At 35.4% G+C, this 15,420-nt stretch carries 14 protein-coding genes and 1 tRNA gene; 10 read left to right on the top strand and 5 right to left on the bottom strand.

Annotated features, from left to right (window positions below):
- Nucleotides 1-45 precede the first annotated feature (45 nt).
- From Q0947_RS06370 to Q0947_RS06355, 4 genes are all read left to right on the top strand, one after another.
- Nucleotides 46-1,899, top strand: a complete 1,854-nt coding sequence (locus tag Q0947_RS06370; RefSeq protein ID WP_299394979.1) for a M1 family metallopeptidase — start codon at nt 46-48, stop codon at nt 1,897-1,899.
- 76 nt (nt 1,900-1,975) lie between these two features.
- Nucleotides 1,976-2,359 (top strand): ribonuclease P protein component, encoded by a 384-nt coding sequence (gene rnpA, locus Q0947_RS06365; protein WP_299393777.1) that lies wholly within the window; start codon nt 1,976-1,978, stop codon nt 2,357-2,359.
- 19 nt (nt 2,360-2,378) lie between these two features.
- Nucleotides 2,379-4,013, top strand: coding sequence for a S41 family peptidase (locus Q0947_RS06360; RefSeq protein ID WP_299393772.1), 1,635 nt, complete (start codon nt 2,379-2,381; stop codon nt 4,011-4,013).
- A 71-nt stretch (nt 4,014-4,084) separates the two neighbouring features.
- On the top strand, nt 4,085-4,918 hold the full coding sequence (locus tag Q0947_RS06355; protein ID WP_299393767.1) for an OmpA family protein: 834 nt from the start codon (nt 4,085-4,087) through the stop codon (nt 4,916-4,918).
- Here the strand turns inward: Q0947_RS06355 and Q0947_RS06350 are convergent.
- The 3 genes from Q0947_RS06350 to rpiB are packed head-to-tail and all read right to left on the bottom strand — an operon-like array spanning nt 4,915 to nt 6,725.
- The gene (locus tag Q0947_RS06350) at nt 4,915-5,358 is read right to left on the bottom strand and encodes a GNAT family N-acetyltransferase (RefSeq protein WP_299393763.1); all 444 of its coding nucleotides are present in this window, start codon (nt 5,356-5,358) and stop codon (nt 4,915-4,917) included. The two genes, Q0947_RS06355 and Q0947_RS06350, sit on opposite strands and share 4 nt — an antisense overlap.
- 29 nt (nt 5,359-5,387) lie before the next feature.
- Nucleotides 5,388-6,287, bottom strand: coding sequence for a cation diffusion facilitator family transporter (locus Q0947_RS06345; RefSeq protein ID WP_299393759.1), 900 nt, complete (start codon nt 6,285-6,287; stop codon nt 5,388-5,390).
- A gap of 3 nt (nt 6,288-6,290) precedes the next feature.
- On the bottom strand, nt 6,291-6,725 hold the full coding sequence (rpiB, locus tag Q0947_RS06340) for a ribose 5-phosphate isomerase B (protein WP_299393754.1): 435 nt from the start codon (nt 6,723-6,725) through the stop codon (nt 6,291-6,293).
- A 730-nt stretch (nt 6,726-7,455) separates the two neighbouring features.
- Between rpiB and rnr the strand changes: the two genes are divergently transcribed.
- The 5 genes from rnr to Q0947_RS06315 all read left to right on the top strand — a co-directional run bounded on the left by rnr (nt 7,456) and on the right by Q0947_RS06315 (nt 12,104).
- Nucleotides 7,456-9,654: a ribonuclease R gene (gene rnr, locus Q0947_RS06335; protein WP_299393749.1), complete on the top strand. Its 2,199-nt coding sequence runs from the start codon at nt 7,456-7,458 to the stop codon at nt 9,652-9,654.
- A 42-nt stretch (nt 9,655-9,696) separates the two neighbouring features.
- On the top strand, nt 9,697-9,993 hold the full coding sequence (locus Q0947_RS06330; protein ID WP_299393745.1) for a heavy metal-binding domain-containing protein: 297 nt from the start codon (nt 9,697-9,699) through the stop codon (nt 9,991-9,993).
- Nucleotides 9,994-10,095: 102 nt separating this feature from the next.
- The gene (locus Q0947_RS06325; protein ID WP_299393741.1) at nt 10,096-10,770 is read left to right on the top strand and encodes a head GIN domain-containing protein; all 675 of its coding nucleotides are present in this window, start codon (nt 10,096-10,098) and stop codon (nt 10,768-10,770) included.
- A gap of 123 nt (nt 10,771-10,893) precedes the next feature.
- Complete coding sequence (locus Q0947_RS06320) at nt 10,894-11,580, top strand: LysE family transporter (protein ID WP_299393737.1); 687 nt, start codon at nt 10,894-10,896, stop codon at nt 11,578-11,580.
- A gap of 56 nt (nt 11,581-11,636) precedes the next feature.
- Entirely contained in the window at nt 11,637-12,104 is a 468-nt protein-coding gene (locus Q0947_RS06315) for a hypothetical protein (protein WP_299393734.1), read from the top strand.
- Between the two features lie 531 nt (nt 12,105-12,635).
- Here Q0947_RS06315 and Q0947_RS06310 read toward each other — a convergent pair.
- A tRNA-Cys gene (locus tag Q0947_RS06310) sits at nt 12,636-12,706 on the bottom strand.
- Between the two features lie 51 nt (nt 12,707-12,757).
- Nucleotides 12,758-13,120, bottom strand: coding sequence for a dihydroneopterin aldolase (folB, locus tag Q0947_RS06305; RefSeq protein WP_299393731.1), 363 nt, complete (start codon nt 13,118-13,120; stop codon nt 12,758-12,760).
- A 120-nt stretch (nt 13,121-13,240) separates the two neighbouring features.
- Here folB and Q0947_RS06300 point away from each other — a divergent pair, with 120 nt between their 5' ends.
- Nucleotides 13,241-15,250 carry a glutamine--tRNA ligase/YqeY domain fusion protein gene (locus tag Q0947_RS06300; protein WP_299393729.1) on the top strand — a complete coding sequence of 670 codons (2,010 nt, stop codon included), beginning with the start codon at nt 13,241-13,243 and terminating at the stop codon, nt 15,248-15,250.
- Nucleotides 15,251-15,420 lie beyond the last annotated feature (170 nt).

Below are 15,420 nucleotides of genomic sequence, written 5' to 3'. Positions count from 1 at the left end.
TTAAAAATGAAATTATTTAGTGCTTTAAGTCTTGGTTGTCTTTTGATGATGTCTTCTTTTACAGGACATTCTCAAAATGAAACAACACCATCTTCGAATCCTCATTACTGGCAACAACATGTAGATTATACCATGGCCATTGATATGGATGTAAAAACCTACAAATATTCAGGGACGCAAAAATTGGTCTACACCAATAATTCTCCTGATGTTTTAAACAAGGTATTTTACCATTTGTATCCTAACGCTTTTCAACCGGATAGTGAGATGGATGCCCGTTTAAAAAGTATTCCAGATCCTGATGGGCGTATGGTGAACAACCTGGGCACCAAAGCAGATCCAATTTACGAAAGTCGAATCAGTAAGTTAGGACCTGATGAAATTGGATATATCAAAGTAGCCTCCTTACTACAAGATGGGAAACCTGTAACGCATGAAACGCAAGGTACTATTTTAATGGTGACTTTAAATACACCTATTCAACCAGGCGAAAAGACAACTTTTGATATGGTTTTTGATGCGCAAGTGCCGCTTCAAATCCGTCGTGCTGGTCGAAACAGTAAGGAAGGTGTGGCCTTGTCCATGGCGCAATGGTATCCTAAATTAGCTGAATATGATGATGAAGGTTGGCATGCAGACCCGTATATTGCAAGGGAATTTTATGGTGTTTGGGGCGATTTTGACGTGAAAATTACAATCGATAAAAATTATATTATCGGTGGTACAGGCTACCTTCAAAACCCTAACGAAATAGGACATGGGTATGAAACCGAAAAGGTTAAAAAGCAAAAAGGCAAGACTTTAACATGGCACTTTAAAGCACCAAATGTTCACGACTTTACATGGGCTGCGGATCCGGATTATATCCATGACACCCTTCAAATGGAAAATGGACCAACGCTTCACTTTTTATACAAAAGCACCATGCCAGCTGAAAATCTTGAGAATTGGAAAAAATTACAACCAATTACGGAGCAGTTGATGCAGTATTTCAACACGCATATTGGTGAGTATCCATATGATCAATATTCTGTAATTCAAGGTGGTGATGGCGGTATGGAATACGGCATGAGCACGCTTATTGTTGGTGAAGGTTCCTTAAATGGCTTAATCAGCGTAACAGCGCATGAATTGGCACATAGCTGGTTCCAATTTGTATTAGCCAGCAATGAAAGCAAACATTCTTGGATGGATGAAGGCTTTACAAGCTACATTCAAGATAGAGCATTAGACGCTATTAGCGGCACCAACAGCGATAATCCGTTTGCAGGTTCTTACCGTTCCTATATCGCGTTAGCAAAATCTGATAGAGAGCAACCGCAAACCACACATTCAGATCGTTATAACTACAACCGTGCGTATTCGATTTCAGCATACAGCAAAGGGACTTTATTTTTATCGCAATTAGGTTATATTATTGGTGAAGACAATCTTGATAAAACCATCAAACGTTATTATAAAGAATGGGCGTTTAAACACCCAAAACCAATGGATGTGATCCGTGTTGCAGAGAAAGTTTCAGGCCTAGAATTGGATTGGTATTTGATGGATTGGACACAAACCACCAACACCATTGATTACGCTATTAAATCTGTCGATTCAGAAGGAGATAAAACTACTGTAACCTTAGAGCGTATTGGTTTAATGCCAATGCCTTTAGATTTGGAAGTGACCTATGCGGATGGTACAAAAGCGCACTACAACATTCCGTTACGTATGATGCGTGGTGCAAAGCCAGTAGAAGATACCACTACAGTATTGAAAAATTGGGCTTGGGCACATCCAAATTATACCTTTGAAATTGAAAAACCAAAGAGTGCAATAACCTCAATAACTATTGATCCGAGAGGGTATATGGCAGATATCAACAGAGAAAATAATGTGATGACCGTTAATTAAATCACAGATTCAACTTCTAAAAAACCGCTTTATTAAAAGCGGTTTTTTTATGAAACCTAATTACCTTTGATGCCTTATGGATCAGTCGTATAAAAAAATAGAAAAGCTAAAAAGCCAAAAGCTCATTGAAAAGCTATTTGCGGAAGGTAAATCGGTAGTTGCATATCCCCTGAGGCTCGTGTATATAAAAACCAGCTTTGAAGATTCTACGCCACTAAAAACGGGTGTTTCAGTAAGTAAACGCAATTTTAAAAAAGCAGTCCATAGAAACCGAATAAAGCGTTTGATGCGAGAGGCTTACAGGCTTAATAAATCCGCTTATAGTAACAACATTACAGGTCAATATGCGTTAATGGTGTTGTATATTGGGAAGACTGAAAGCGATTTTAGTACCATATCGAAAAAAATGAATACCTTATTGGACGCTTTTTTAAAGAAAGAATCACACCCTAATTCCTAAACTTTTTGAGACTACGCTTATGAAAAAGTTATTGACAAAAAAGATAGTACTTCCTATTCTTATTGGTGTTGTATTTATTACTGGATCGGCATTTAAAAACGATTTTTTTGAAATTGCCAAGCAAATAGAAATTTTTACCACATTATTTAAAGAGATCAACATGAATTATGTTGATGAAACCAATCCGGCAGATTTGATGGATACCGCCATTAAAAGCATGCTTCAAGATTTGGATCCCTACACCAATTTTTACAATGAACAAGATGTAGAAGCCTCGAGAATTAATAATACAGGCGATTATACAGGCATTGGGGCCAGCGTATTAACCCTAAAAGATAAATTAGTTATCATAGAGCCTTATAAAGATTTTCCGGCGGATAAAGCAGGATTAAAGGCGGGTGATGAAATTATTAAAGTAGATCAGACCGTTGTAGCCGATTTTAATGATGATGCTGGGAATTTATTACAAGGTACTGCCGGAACTACCGTAGAGGTTACGTATGTGCGTCAAGGAAAAACACAAACAGCTACCATTAAACGTGAAGCTGTAGAAATCCACGCTGTGCCACATTATTCAATGATTGATGATAAAATAGGTTATGTGGTGTTGCGAAAATTCAATGAAAAGGCATCAGCCGAAACCATTAATGCCGTTCGCGTTTTAAAGAGCCAAGGGGCAAAACAAATTGTTTTGGATCTTCGAGGCAATTTAGGTGGATTGCTCAATGAAGCGGTGAATGTTACCAATATTTTTATTCCTAAAAATCAATTGGTCGTTACTACAAAATCAAAAGTTGATAAGTACAATAAAACCTATTATACCCAAAAAGAAGCCATTGACACCGAGATTCCGTTAGTAGTCTTGATTGACGGTAGAAGTGCCTCTGCAAGTGAGATTGTAGCCGGGGCGTTACAGGATTTAGATAGAGCAGTGGTTGTAGGTGCCAGAAGTTTTGGTAAAGGCTTGGTACAGCGTCCAAAATCTTTGGTTTACGGCACGCAAATGAAAATTACCATCTCACGTTACTACACGCCTTCAGGACGCTCTATACAGTCTTTAGATTATTGGAATAGAGACGAAAGTGGTAAAGCGACACGTGTCAAGAAAGAAAACTATACTGCGTTTAAAACCAAAAGAGGTAGAACCGTATATGATGGTGGTGGAATTCAACCTGATGTGGAGTTGGATATTACTAAATTGAGCCCAATTACTGAGGCTATTGTCAACGAACATCTGATTTTTGATTTTGCAACAGACTACTATTATTCACATAAGGTTACAGATTTAAAGAGTTTTAAGTTAACGGATGCCGATTTTAATGCCTTTAAAGCCTTTTTAAAAGCCAATAATTTCAATTTTGAAACCAAGACTGAAAAAGCATTTGACGATGCCCTATTAGTGGCTAAAGACGAAGATTTAAACGGTGTAATTGATGCGCAGTATAATGACTTATTAAAATCGTTAAACACCTATAAAACGAAAGCTATTGATGATAATAAAACTCAAATTATGGGCCTGTTGTCTGAGGAAATTGTAAAGCGTTATTTTTATAGAGAAGGCATGTACACCTATTACATTGCGAATAATACTGAAATTAAAAAAGGTGCAGACATTTTAAAGAGTCCATCAACGTATTTAAGTCATCTTCAATAATTTCCGTTCGTCGAATAGAAAACTAGTATGTAAAAAAATTAGTTATATTTAGTCAACTAAGTGACTAAATAATGAAAAAAATACTGCTTATAAGTGTTCTTTTTACCCATCTGCTATGGGCTCAAGAGGAATTAAAACATGAGGTGTTTTTTGAAACTGATGAATTTGAAGTCACTGAAACAGAACAAAGTAGACTCCTTGTTTTCCTTTCTGAAATCGAAAATTTAGACATTCAAAAAATATCTATTTATGGGTTTACAGATGACAGAGGCAGCGAATCTTACAACTTAGCACTCTCACAAAAAAGAGCCAATTCCATTAAAACCACCTTTTCAAACCATGAGTTTGACGAATCGCTGATTACCAATGTTGATGGTAAGGGTAAAATATTATTAAAACTCATTAAAGAGGAAAATGTCAATAAAATTCGAGGTTTAAACAGAAAGGTTGAGATTATCGTTTCGCCAGTTTTTCCACCAAAACCTATCGTTGAAACTAAAGTTAAAACCGCCAAGGAAACCTTAGAAGGCAACATTAAAATAGGGGATAATATCGTCTTGGATAATATCCTTTTTCAAACCGGTTACAGCTATTTATTACCAGAATCAAAAAAGACTTTAGAGGAAATTGCCAAGGTGTTAATTAAAAGAGATGACATTTATTTTACCATTCAAGGTCATGTGTGTTGCACCCAAAACAGTAGGGATGCGATTGATAGAAAAACAAACAAACGCAATTTATCATTAGCCAGAGCTAAGCATATTTATGATTATCTCGTAAAGCAAGGCATCAATGCCAAACGTATGAAATTTGTTGGGATGCGCCGCAAATTCCCATTGGGAGGCGAGGCTAAATATGACCGTCGTGTAGAGATTATGGTCACTTATGTGTCAGAAATTAACTAGCTTTTCAACATTCCAATATGTGGAATACCATCCTCAAGATAACCTTCTCCAATTTCCACAAAACCTAAATTATTATAAAATCTTTTTAAATAGGTTTGGGCTGAAATTTTAATTTTGGTCTCGTTGTAGCGCTCTTCAATCGCTTTAATGGAAGCCTCCATAATCGCATATCCAAAGTTTAAATGGCGCGCGCTGGCTTTTACAAGTACACGTCCAATACTGGCCAATTCAAAATAATCACCAGGTTTAAAAATTCGCGTGTACGCCACTAATTCACTGTCCTTAAATCCCAACACATGTAAGGCATTTTGATCTTTATAATCGATATCCTGATACACACAATTTTGTTCCACTACAAATATTTCACTTCGCAATTGTAACAGAGCATAGAGCTCATCAATACTGAGTTCTTTAAAGGTTTTTGTAGTAATTGTTAACATGTGGATAACTGTATTTTGTGGTGAATCAATTAATCTTGGACAATAATTTCTTTAGGATCCATTTTATTGAATTCCGGTTGAATGTTGACATGATTAATTTCAAATTGATCATGTAATAATAGTTCAATATCGTGTAAAATGTTATCAAATTCAGACAGACTAATATCTTCCTTAAATTCTAAATGTGCTTCCAAATGCAATTCATCATCATTTAAACCCCAAATATGCACATGGTGCAGTCTATTCACTTTAGGAATTTGATGTACGGCTCTGACCACATCCTTAATATCAATATGATCTGGCGTAAATAACATGAGCATTTTGGAAGATTTGATCAATAAATCATAGCCTACCCAAATTAAATACAGCGCAATCAGGAAAGTCAACACACTATCTACCCAATACCATTGGTAAAATGTCATCAATAATCCACCTACTAATACGGCAACACTTGCTAACATATCTGTCAATAAATGTATGTATGCAGAACGCATGTTAAGGTTATTCTGCGCATCTTTTTTGAGAAGTAATACACTAAAACCATTCGCAAAAATGGCAATTAAAGCCAACCAAATAACTAAAGAGGATTCAATAGGTTCTGGATTCTGAAAACGGCTAAACGCCTCAATAATTAAAAGAATGGCAACAATAACTAAAGTTGAAGCATTGATAAACGCGGCAAGAATTTCAGCACGTTTATAACCGAATGTACGATGGAAGGACGCTTTTTGTTTTGATAATTTTGATGCTACATAAGTTACAACAAGAGCAATAACATCACTAAAATTATGTAGCGCATCACTTAATAAGGCCAAACTTCCTGATAAGATGCCGCCCACAATTTGAGCAGCAGTTATCAGGATGTTCAGCAGGATAGAAATGACTAGATTCCTATCTTTCTTATTAGAATGTGAATGGTGAAGACCCATGAATTAATGTTCCACTGGAATCTTTTTAATGCGGTTTTCGTGACGCCCACCTTCAAAAGCAGTCTCTATAAAGGTGTCTACCATTTCAATAGCTTGTTGAAGCGCTGTAAATCGGGACGGAATGCTCAATATATTAGCATCATTATGCTGTCTTGCCAAGGCTACAATTTCTTTATTCCAACATAAGGCTGAACGTACCCCTTGATGTTTATTAGCAGTCATATTTGCACCATTACCGCTTCCGCAGATAATAATTCCGAAATCCACAGCGTTGTTTTCAACATCAGTTGCTACTGGATGTACGAAATCTGGATAATCTACGCTGTCATTACTATTAGTTCCGTAGTTCTTAATTTCGAAGTTTTTCTTCTCTAAATGCTTAATAATGGCCTCTTTATACTCAGTACCAGCATGATCATTACCAATTGAAATTTTCATATTTTGTTGTGTTTTGTTTCGCGTATAAAGTTACTAAATGCACTTAAATAAAAGGATATATTTATACATCTATATAAGGAACACTTTACGTTGTTAACAACAGTTAAACTACTATTGATTTCTTGTTAATATCTTGTAGCTAATTTCTAACATTAAAATTTTTATAAGTCAGATTTTTTTACAACCAAGGTTATAAACATCAATTCCTAAAATTTAACCCATTTTTTTCTGACTACTTATCATCATCAAAAAGTAGGTCTGTGAACATAGAAATAGAAAAATATTATCATGAATTAGTTGTATAATCCTGTTGTTAACAGTTGTTAATAACCTTTAAAATATCACTTACACTCAAGCGATTAAAATCATATAACTTGTTAACTTCATCCTAACAAACTGTCAATTTTAAACTTTCAAAACAAAAGCTCAAAAAGTTATAACGGTTATTAACACCCCATCATAAACATCATTTTTTTTTTAATTTTAAAATAAAAGCTAATTATAATATATATAAATGTGGATAACTGTTTTGAACTTCGATTTAGAGTTTTTAAAGTGTTTTTAAAAGAATGAAATGTCGGAGTTATCTTAAATTTGATATAAAGGAAACTTTGGTTTAATATATAAATCGTAGTTTTGTAAAAACTTAATTACCAATCTTCTCCTTTAATTGAGTTTCAAATAACAGAATTTCGCTTAACTTTAGAAATTCAATATGATTACATTATAAATGACAAAAAAAAGAAGAAAGGGATCATCAAATAAGATCTCTAACCTAACAAATACAATTCTAAGTATTTTAAAAAAAGATAGAAATCAATCCTATAACTATAAACAAATTGCTGCTAAACTTGAAGTAAATGATGCTTCTAGCAGAAATCAAATTATAAAGAAACTTCAGGAGTTACTTGCTAAAAAAGAGATTGAAGAAACTGAACGTGGCAAGTTTAAAGCAGTTGTTAACACAGAATACCATACGGGAATTTTAGATATGGCCTCCAAAGGTTCAGGATATATTATCAGTCCAGACTTTGAAGAGGATGTCTTTATTGCTTCCAATAACATAAATAAGGCCTTAAATGGCGATGAAGTTGAGTTTTACGCTTACAAACGTCGTAACAAGGGTAAGTTTGAGGGTGAGATTACAAACATCATTAAACGCGCTAAAAGCGAATATGTAGGGGTGATTCAAATTCACGATAATTACGCTTTCGTTGTTGTGAACGGAAACAAGATGTATACGGACATTTTTGTACCGATCAATAAAATTAACAAAGCTGAAAATGGCGATGTTGTTTTAGTATCTCTTGAAAGTTGGGAAAAAAACGAAGATTCACCTAAAGGTGCCGTCTTAAAAGTTTTAGGAAAACCTGGAGAACACAATACTGAAATTCACGCTATTCTGGCAGAATATGGGCTTCCATACGAATTTCCTGCCGAGGTAGAAGAATATGCCAACAACCTAGATACGTCCATTAACGAAGCTGAAATTGCTAAGCGTCGCGACATGAGAAACGTGCTTACGTTTACCATAGATCCGAAAGATGCAAAAGATTTTGATGATGCGTTATCATTTGAAGTGCTGGATAATGGTTTATTTGAAATCGGAATACACATTGCTGATGTATCGCATTATGTGCAAGAAGGTACTATTTTAGATGATGAAGCTTATGAGCGTGCAACCTCAGTGTATTTGGTGGATAGGGTAGTTCCTATGCTTCCGGAAGTACTGTCAAATAATGCGTGTTCCTTACGTCCAAACGAAGAAAAATATACATTTTCTGCAGTGTTTCAGATGAATGATAAGGCTGAAATAAAATCGCAGTGGTTTGGAAGAACGGTAACCTACAGTGATGCTCGTTTTGCTTATGAAGAAGCGCAAGCCATCATTGAAACCAACGGGACCCACATTCCAGAAGAAGTTTCTATTACAGGAGAGGCTTATGACGTTGATCAAAATATTGCTGATGCTGTTTTAAAAATGGACGAATTGGCAAAAATTATGCGTCGTGAACGTATGAAAGAAGGCGCCATTTCTTTTGATAAAGTAGAAGTAAAATTCAATCTTGATGAGCAGGCAAATCCGATAGGGGTGTTCTTTAAAACCAGTCAAGATGCCAACAAATTGATTGAAGAATTTATGTTGCTTGCCAATAAAAAAGTAGCACAATATATTGGAAAACAATCGCCTAAAAAGACTTTTGTGTATCGTGTGCATGATGAGCCAGATGCTACTAAATTAGCGGCATTGCAAGGCGTAGTTTCTAAATTTGGATACAAACTTAATTTCAAGGATCGCAATAGTATTTCATCTTCTTTAAACGGGATGTTAAAAGATGTTCAAGGTAAAGCCGAACAAAATTTAGTGGATACGTTGACCATTAGAACGATGAGTAAAGCGGAATATACCACGCATAACATCGGCCATTATGGTTTAGCATTCGATTATTACACGCATTTTACGTCGCCAATCCGTCGTTATCCTGATGTGATGGTGCATCGTTTGTTGCAACGTTACCTAGATGGTGAAAAATCGGCTAATGAAGCTATTTACGAAGAGAAATGTAACCATTCCAGCAATATGGAAAATCTGTCTACCAAGGCAGAACGTGATTCTATTAAATACATGCAGATCAAATTTATGGAAAACCATAAAAATGAAGAGTTTGTAGGAGTTATTTCTGGTGTAACAGATTGGGGAATTTATGTTGAAATCGTTTCAAATAAATGTGAAGGCATGGTATCTGTTAGAGATATGAATGATGATCATTATGAATTTGATGCAACAGAATATGCCTTGGTTGGAAAAAAATCTGGCGTGAGTTATCAACTTGGTGAAGAAGTCGTAGTGAAGGTTAAAAACACCGATTTAGTTAAAAAACACCTCGATTTTACGCTGATTGGAAAACCACAAATTATAGAATTGTAACAAATGTGGTGTAGTTTCTACTGATAGGATAAACTTAAACATATGATTCTCACAACCACTAATTCTATAGAAGGCTTTAAAATTTTAGAATATAAAGGCATCGTTTCAGGAATTGCAGTCAACATGCAAAAAATGTCAATTTCCTTCAATATGGAAAAATACTATGCTGGAATTTCTGAAAGTATGAGCCAGGTAAAAGAACAAGCTTTTCAAGAATTGCAGAACCATGCAAGAAAACTAAATGCCAACGCTGTTGTTGGTATTAAGGTAGATATGGAGGTTACTGTTAATAACTGTATAACCGTTTCTGTAACCGGCACGGCAGTATCAGTGGCCTAAGTTTTAAGTTTTATTTATCAATTGCTATAGTTTCAACTCCCTTTAAATTAGTAAATTAAGGGTAGTTTTTATGTATGGCTTATAACTTAAAAAAAAATAATTATGAAAATAATAGTAATGATGATGGCCCTGTTTTTAGGGGTACAATCGTTAGCCCAAGAAGGCATAGAAAAAAATATTGGCGATTTTGACGAGCTAAAAGTTTACGATTTAATTAACGTGACCTTGATAAAAGCAAATGAAAATAAAGCGATTATTTCTGGAGATAACCAAAGTGATGTGGAATTGGTCAATAGAAATGGGGTGCTGAAGGTGAAAATGCGTTTAGGTGAGAAATTTGACGGTAACAAAACCAATGTCACCTTGTATTTTAAAGATATTGCGATTATTGATGCGAATGAGGGTGCTTATGTAAGTTCTGAAGACACTTTTAAACAGCATAAAATCGAATTACGAGCTCAAGAAGGCGCCATTATCAAATTAACGCTGGATGTTACCGAAAACGAAGTTAAAGCCGTTACAGGTGGTGATGTGCAAGTTTTTGGAAAAGTAATGCGACAAGATATTTCTATTAACACGGGCGGGATTTTTAATGGTAAAACATTGGAATCTGAATCTAGTTACGTGGCTATTAGAGCTGCAGGAGAAGCGCATATCAACGCTTCAAAAGTGGCAGATATAAAAATACGTGCTGGTGGTGATGTGTTTATTTATGGAAATCCAGAACGTGTTATTGAGAGTAAAGTGTTGGGTGGTCGTATTAAGATTATGGATTAAGAAATTTCTTTATTTTGTAGATGCTTGATAATGAATAAACACATAGTATAGGTTAGGCTTTTGAAAACCTTGAAGCTACTTAAAAGGTAAATTTTTATGTAGTTTTGTTGAAACACAAGTTTTATGTTTGACGACATTTTATCGGCTATTCCTTTTGGAATTATACTGGCTTTTACAATCGGGCCAGTATTTTTTGTACTCTTAGAAACGAGTGCTACAAAAGGATTTAAAAGCGCTCTTATTTTTGATTTGGGCGTGATGCTTGCTGATATTTTATTCATTGCCGTCGCCTTTTTAAGTACTAATAAGTTATTGGATAAAATAAAGGATGATCCTAATTTCCTGGTCTTTGGAGGGGTTATTTTGGTCGCCTACGGATTTATCTCCTTTACAAAAACTTCAAAATCCTTTCGTTCCATTGTCAGGGAATACCATAGGGTGGAATTCCAAAAGAACTATGGGAAACTCTTTTTAAAAGGATTTTTACTGAATTTTATAAATATTGGTGTGCTCGTGGGATGGGTAGGATTCATCATCATTGCCAATTCATTTACGGATAGCAAAGGTGGCGTAGTTGTATTCTTAAGTACCATCCTCGTAACGTATTTTATAATTGATCTTTTTAAGATTCTTATTGCTAAAAAGCTGAAGAATAAGTTAACCCCACGACTCATTTTTAAGACGAAAAAGATTGTAGCCTTAGTTATTTTAGGTTTTGGAGTTTTATTACTCACTCAGGCGTTTTTCCCTAAAGAAAAGGAATTGCTTAAAGACCGATTGGAGCAAATCAATCCTTTTGAAAATGAATAGTTTGCGTTATCACGCAACCATTTACAATAAGTTCCATCTACATAGAAACCTATCTCATGAAAAGAGTACTTATTTTAGTATTGACCACGTTTCTATTTACAGCTTGTAATTCTGATGATATTTCTAAAAAGACAGGAGATTATCTTATTTTCGGCCATTATTATGGCATGTGTGCAGGTGAAAATTGTGTAGCAATTTTTAAGCTGACCGACACTAAACTCTATGAAAATACCGATGATAAACAATCATTGGAAAATTTAAAATTTCGCGAGTTAGATGAAGCTTCTTTCAATCAAGTAAAAGATTTGACAACCTATATGCCACAGCAATTATTGGAAGATGACACTACAGTTTTTGGATGTCCAGATTGCGCTGATGGCGGCGGACTCTTTATTCAACTTTCAAAAAATGGTGTTGTTTATAAGTGGACAATTGACCAAGTAAAAGAAAATGTTCCAGAATATCTCCACGAGTTTATGGATAAAGTGAATGAAAAAATAGCACTTATCAACAACAACGGCTAGTTTTCTTGATTTCTCATTGCATCAAATCAAAAAATATCAAGTTCAATCTGTTCAATCCGCGTTATCAGCGGTGAATTCAGGGTATACTAAGAAAGAAAAGTGTACTCCATTCATCAATTTCTCATTCCATCAACTCAAAGAAATCAGCTGTAATCTGCTCAATCTGTGTCATCAGCGTTCAAACGAGTAAAATTTAAGATAGGAAATAATACTTTTATTTATAGAATTCTTATACCATCAAATCAAAGAAATCAGCTTTAATCTGCTCAATCCGCGTCATCAGTGTTCCAACAGAAAATTTAGAATAAAAAAAACCCTCAACATTAGTTGAAGGTTTTCTTGAGGCATCAAGCGTCCCGATAGCTATCGGGAGAACCGCTGTAGAAGGTTTGTAGTCTTTAATTAATTTTTTATAAAAATTTAGAATCAATACAAAAATCTGCTCTGATTCGACTTATCCGCGTCATCAGCGTTCCAACAGATAAAAATTTAAAATAAAAAAACCCTCAACATTAGTTGAAGGTTTTCTTGAGGCATCAAGCGGATTCGAACCGCTGTAGAAGGTTTTGCAGACCTCTGCCTAGCCACTCGGCCATGATGCCAAATTTGGAAGTGCAAATGTAAAAAAAATAAACTTGGTAAGCTATATAGTTCTATTTTTTTCGCTTCTCCGTCATTTTAATGGTCACTTTTTCCACATCGCCACCAATTGGAGGATTAATTTTACTTACTGAAACCGTTGCTTTGGTAACCAATTGATCTTCCTCAAAAATACGATTCAAGATACGTTTGGCAACCGTTTCTAGCAAATAGGAAGGTTGCTTCATTTCTTCCTTTATGATTCTGTTAAGTAATACATAATCAACAGTATCACTCAATTTATCTGATTTTGCAGAAGGTTTTAAATCGGCTTTTATTTTAAGATCGACGCGATAATCGCTACCTATTTTTGTTTCCTCCTTTAAACATCCATGATGTGAAAACACCCTGATATTTTCAACTTTAATAACACCCATAATTCCATTTATATCCACAAAAATAAGCCATTTATAGAACTAAAAAAATCCCTAATTTTGCATAAGAATTCTTATTGTGCCGAAAAATGCACTAAAGAATAACAAATAAGCACGAGTCCTATGTCAGAAGAATCAAAATCGCTCAACTTTTTAGAGCACATTATAGAAGAAGATTTAGCTAATGGAATGTCTAAAGACGACCTTAGGTTCAGGTTTCCGCCGGAACCAAATGGGTATTTGCATATCGGACATACCAAAGCCATTGGTATCAGTTTTGGTTTGGGTGAAAAATATAACGCGCCTGTAAATCTACGTTTTGATGATACCAATCCAGCAAAAGAAGAACAAGAGTATGTGGATGCCATTAAAGAAGATATTTCTTGGTTAGGCTATACTTGGGCGAATGAATTGTACTCTTCTGATTATTTTCAACAGTTGTATGATTGGGCTGTTCAAATGATTAAGGACGGAAAAGCTTATGTTGATTCGCAATCGTCTGAAGCTATGGCGGAGCAAAAAGGAACACCGACACAACCTGGTGTAGATGGTCCTTATCGCAATAGAAGTGTAGAGGAAAATTTGGCACTTTTTGAAAAAATGAAGAATGGGGAATGTGAAGAAGGGTCTCATGTATTGCGTGCAAAAATTGACATGAAGCATACCAATATGCTAATGCGTGACCCAATTATGTATCGTGTATTGAAAAAACACCATCACAGAACGGGCAACGATTGGTGCATTTACCCTATGTACGATTGGACGCATGGTGAAAGTGATTATTTGGAAAGTATTACACACAGTTTATGTTCTCTCGAATTTAAGCCTCACAGAGAGCTTTACGACTGGTTCTTGGACCAAGTGGTTGAATCTGACAAAATACGCCCAAAACAACGCGAATTTGCCCGTTTAAACCTGAGTTATACCATCATGAGCAAACGTAAGTTGTTAAAATTGGTAGAAGAGAAGATTGTTTCGGGTTGGGATGATCCGCGCATGCCAACTATTTCTGGGTTGCGTCGTAGAGGTTATACTCCAAACGCGATCCGTAAATTTGTGGAAACCGTAGGGGTTGCCAAACGTGATAATGTGATTGATGTGGCTCTTTTAGAGTTCTGTATCAGAGAAGATTTGAACAAAACAGCGCCACGAGTGATGGCTGTTTTAGATCCTGTTAAACTTGTAATCACAAATTATCCAGAAGGAAAAGAGGAGTGGTTGGAAGCAGAAAATAGCCAGGAAGATGAAGGTTTAGGCTTTAGAAAAGTGCCTTTTTCTAGAGAATTGTATATTGAAAGAGATGATTTTAAGGAAGAAGCGAGCAGCAAATATTTCAGATTAAGCATCGGAAAACAAGTGCGTTTAAAGAATGCTTACATCATTAAGGGTGAAAGCGTTGTTAAAGATGCACATGGGAATATCACCGAAATTCACTGTACCTATACTGAAGATACGTCTATAAAAGTTAAAGGAACTTTGCATTGGGTGTCTATTAAACATGCTGTAAAGGCAGAGGTTAGAGAATATGATCGTTTGTTTATGGATCCTTCTCCAGATGCACATCCTGATAAGGATTTTATGGAATTTATAAATCCTGAATCTTTAAAAATCATTACGGCGTATGTGGAGCCGAGTTTAAAAGATGCTAAAGTTGGAGACCGTTACCAATTTCAACGTATTGGATACTTTAATGTTGATAAAGATTCGACGGCAGAAAACTTAGTATTTAATAAAACTGTCGGCTTGCGTGATTCTTGGACTAAGGAATCGAATACTGGAAAAACGGAGCAAAAGAATTCGCCACAGCAAGTGAAACCAAATAACAATCAACCGCAACGAAAAGCGATTGATATCATTCAGCAATTAGGTAAAAAATATACCAATCTGCCGGAAGAAAAACAATTAAAAACTAAAGCAGAGATTCAAGAACTTGCAAAAAATGTGAGTTATGAAGAGTTGCAACCTTGGTTTAACACCGCGGCTAAAAAAGTCGGGACGCGTATTGCTACAATGATTACACTTGGTGTGTTATTGGAACAAGGGTTAGAGCGTAATGAAGATATTGAGGCATTTATCGCTTCAGGAATAGATGATAAAAATGAAGCTTTGGTCACTGAGGCAAAAGCATTATAAAGTGTATTGAATTTTTTGATCATCCTTATAAGGGTGTCAACATTCGCATAAAAATGTCCAATTTAGCGCAGTCGAAACAGGTTGATACAACATCATACGGGTTTCGACTGCGCTTTTTTAGATAATATACAAGCATCAAAAGAGGAGATGTTACCTAATTTAATTTCGCC

This window comes from uncultured Gelidibacter sp. (assembly GCF_947500795.1).
Taxonomy (GTDB): Bacteria; Bacteroidota; Bacteroidia; order Flavobacteriales; family Flavobacteriaceae; genus Gelidibacter.
The sequence above is the reverse complement of the archived record's forward strand: the minus strand, read 5'-3'. Positions and strand labels throughout refer to the sequence as shown.

Excerpts from the sequence above, each read along its gene's own strand:
- rnpA (WP_299393777.1), top strand. The coding sequence starts at position 1,976 with ATGGATCAGTCGTATAAAAAAATAGAAAAGCTAAAAAGCCAAAAGCTC.
- rnr (WP_299393749.1), top strand. The coding sequence starts at position 7,456 with ATGACAAAAAAAAGAAGAAAGGGATCATCAAATAAGATCTCTAACCTA.
- Q0947_RS06325 (WP_299393741.1), top strand. The coding sequence starts at position 10,096 with ATGAAAATAATAGTAATGATGATGGCCCTGTTTTTAGGGGTACAATCG.
- Q0947_RS06360 (WP_299393772.1), top strand. The coding sequence starts at position 2,379 with ATGAAAAAGTTATTGACAAAAAAGATAGTACTTCCTATTCTTATTGGT.
- rpiB (WP_299393754.1), bottom strand. The coding sequence starts at position 6,725 with ATGAAAATTTCAATTGGTAATGATCATGCTGGTACTGAGTATAAAGAG.
- Q0947_RS06315 (WP_299393734.1), top strand. The coding sequence starts at position 11,637 with ATGAAAAGAGTACTTATTTTAGTATTGACCACGTTTCTATTTACAGCT.
- Q0947_RS06350 (WP_299393763.1), bottom strand. The coding sequence starts at position 5,358 with ATGTTAACAATTACTACAAAAACCTTTAAAGAACTCAGTATTGATGAG.
- folB (WP_299393731.1), bottom strand. The coding sequence starts at position 13,120 with ATGGGTGTTATTAAAGTTGAAAATATCAGGGTGTTTTCACATCATGGA.
- Q0947_RS06320 (WP_299393737.1), top strand. The coding sequence starts at position 10,894 with ATGTTTGACGACATTTTATCGGCTATTCCTTTTGGAATTATACTGGCT.
- Q0947_RS06345 (WP_299393759.1), bottom strand. The coding sequence starts at position 6,287 with ATGGGTCTTCACCATTCACATTCTAATAAGAAAGATAGGAATCTAGTC.
- Q0947_RS06300 (WP_299393729.1), top strand. The coding sequence starts at position 13,241 with ATGTCAGAAGAATCAAAATCGCTCAACTTTTTAGAGCACATTATAGAA.
- Q0947_RS06370 (WP_299394979.1), top strand. The coding sequence starts at position 46 with ATGATGTCTTCTTTTACAGGACATTCTCAAAATGAAACAACACCATCT.
- Q0947_RS06330 (WP_299393745.1), top strand. The coding sequence starts at position 9,697 with ATGATTCTCACAACCACTAATTCTATAGAAGGCTTTAAAATTTTAGAA.
- Q0947_RS06355 (WP_299393767.1), top strand. The coding sequence starts at position 4,085 with ATGAAAAAAATACTGCTTATAAGTGTTCTTTTTACCCATCTGCTATGG.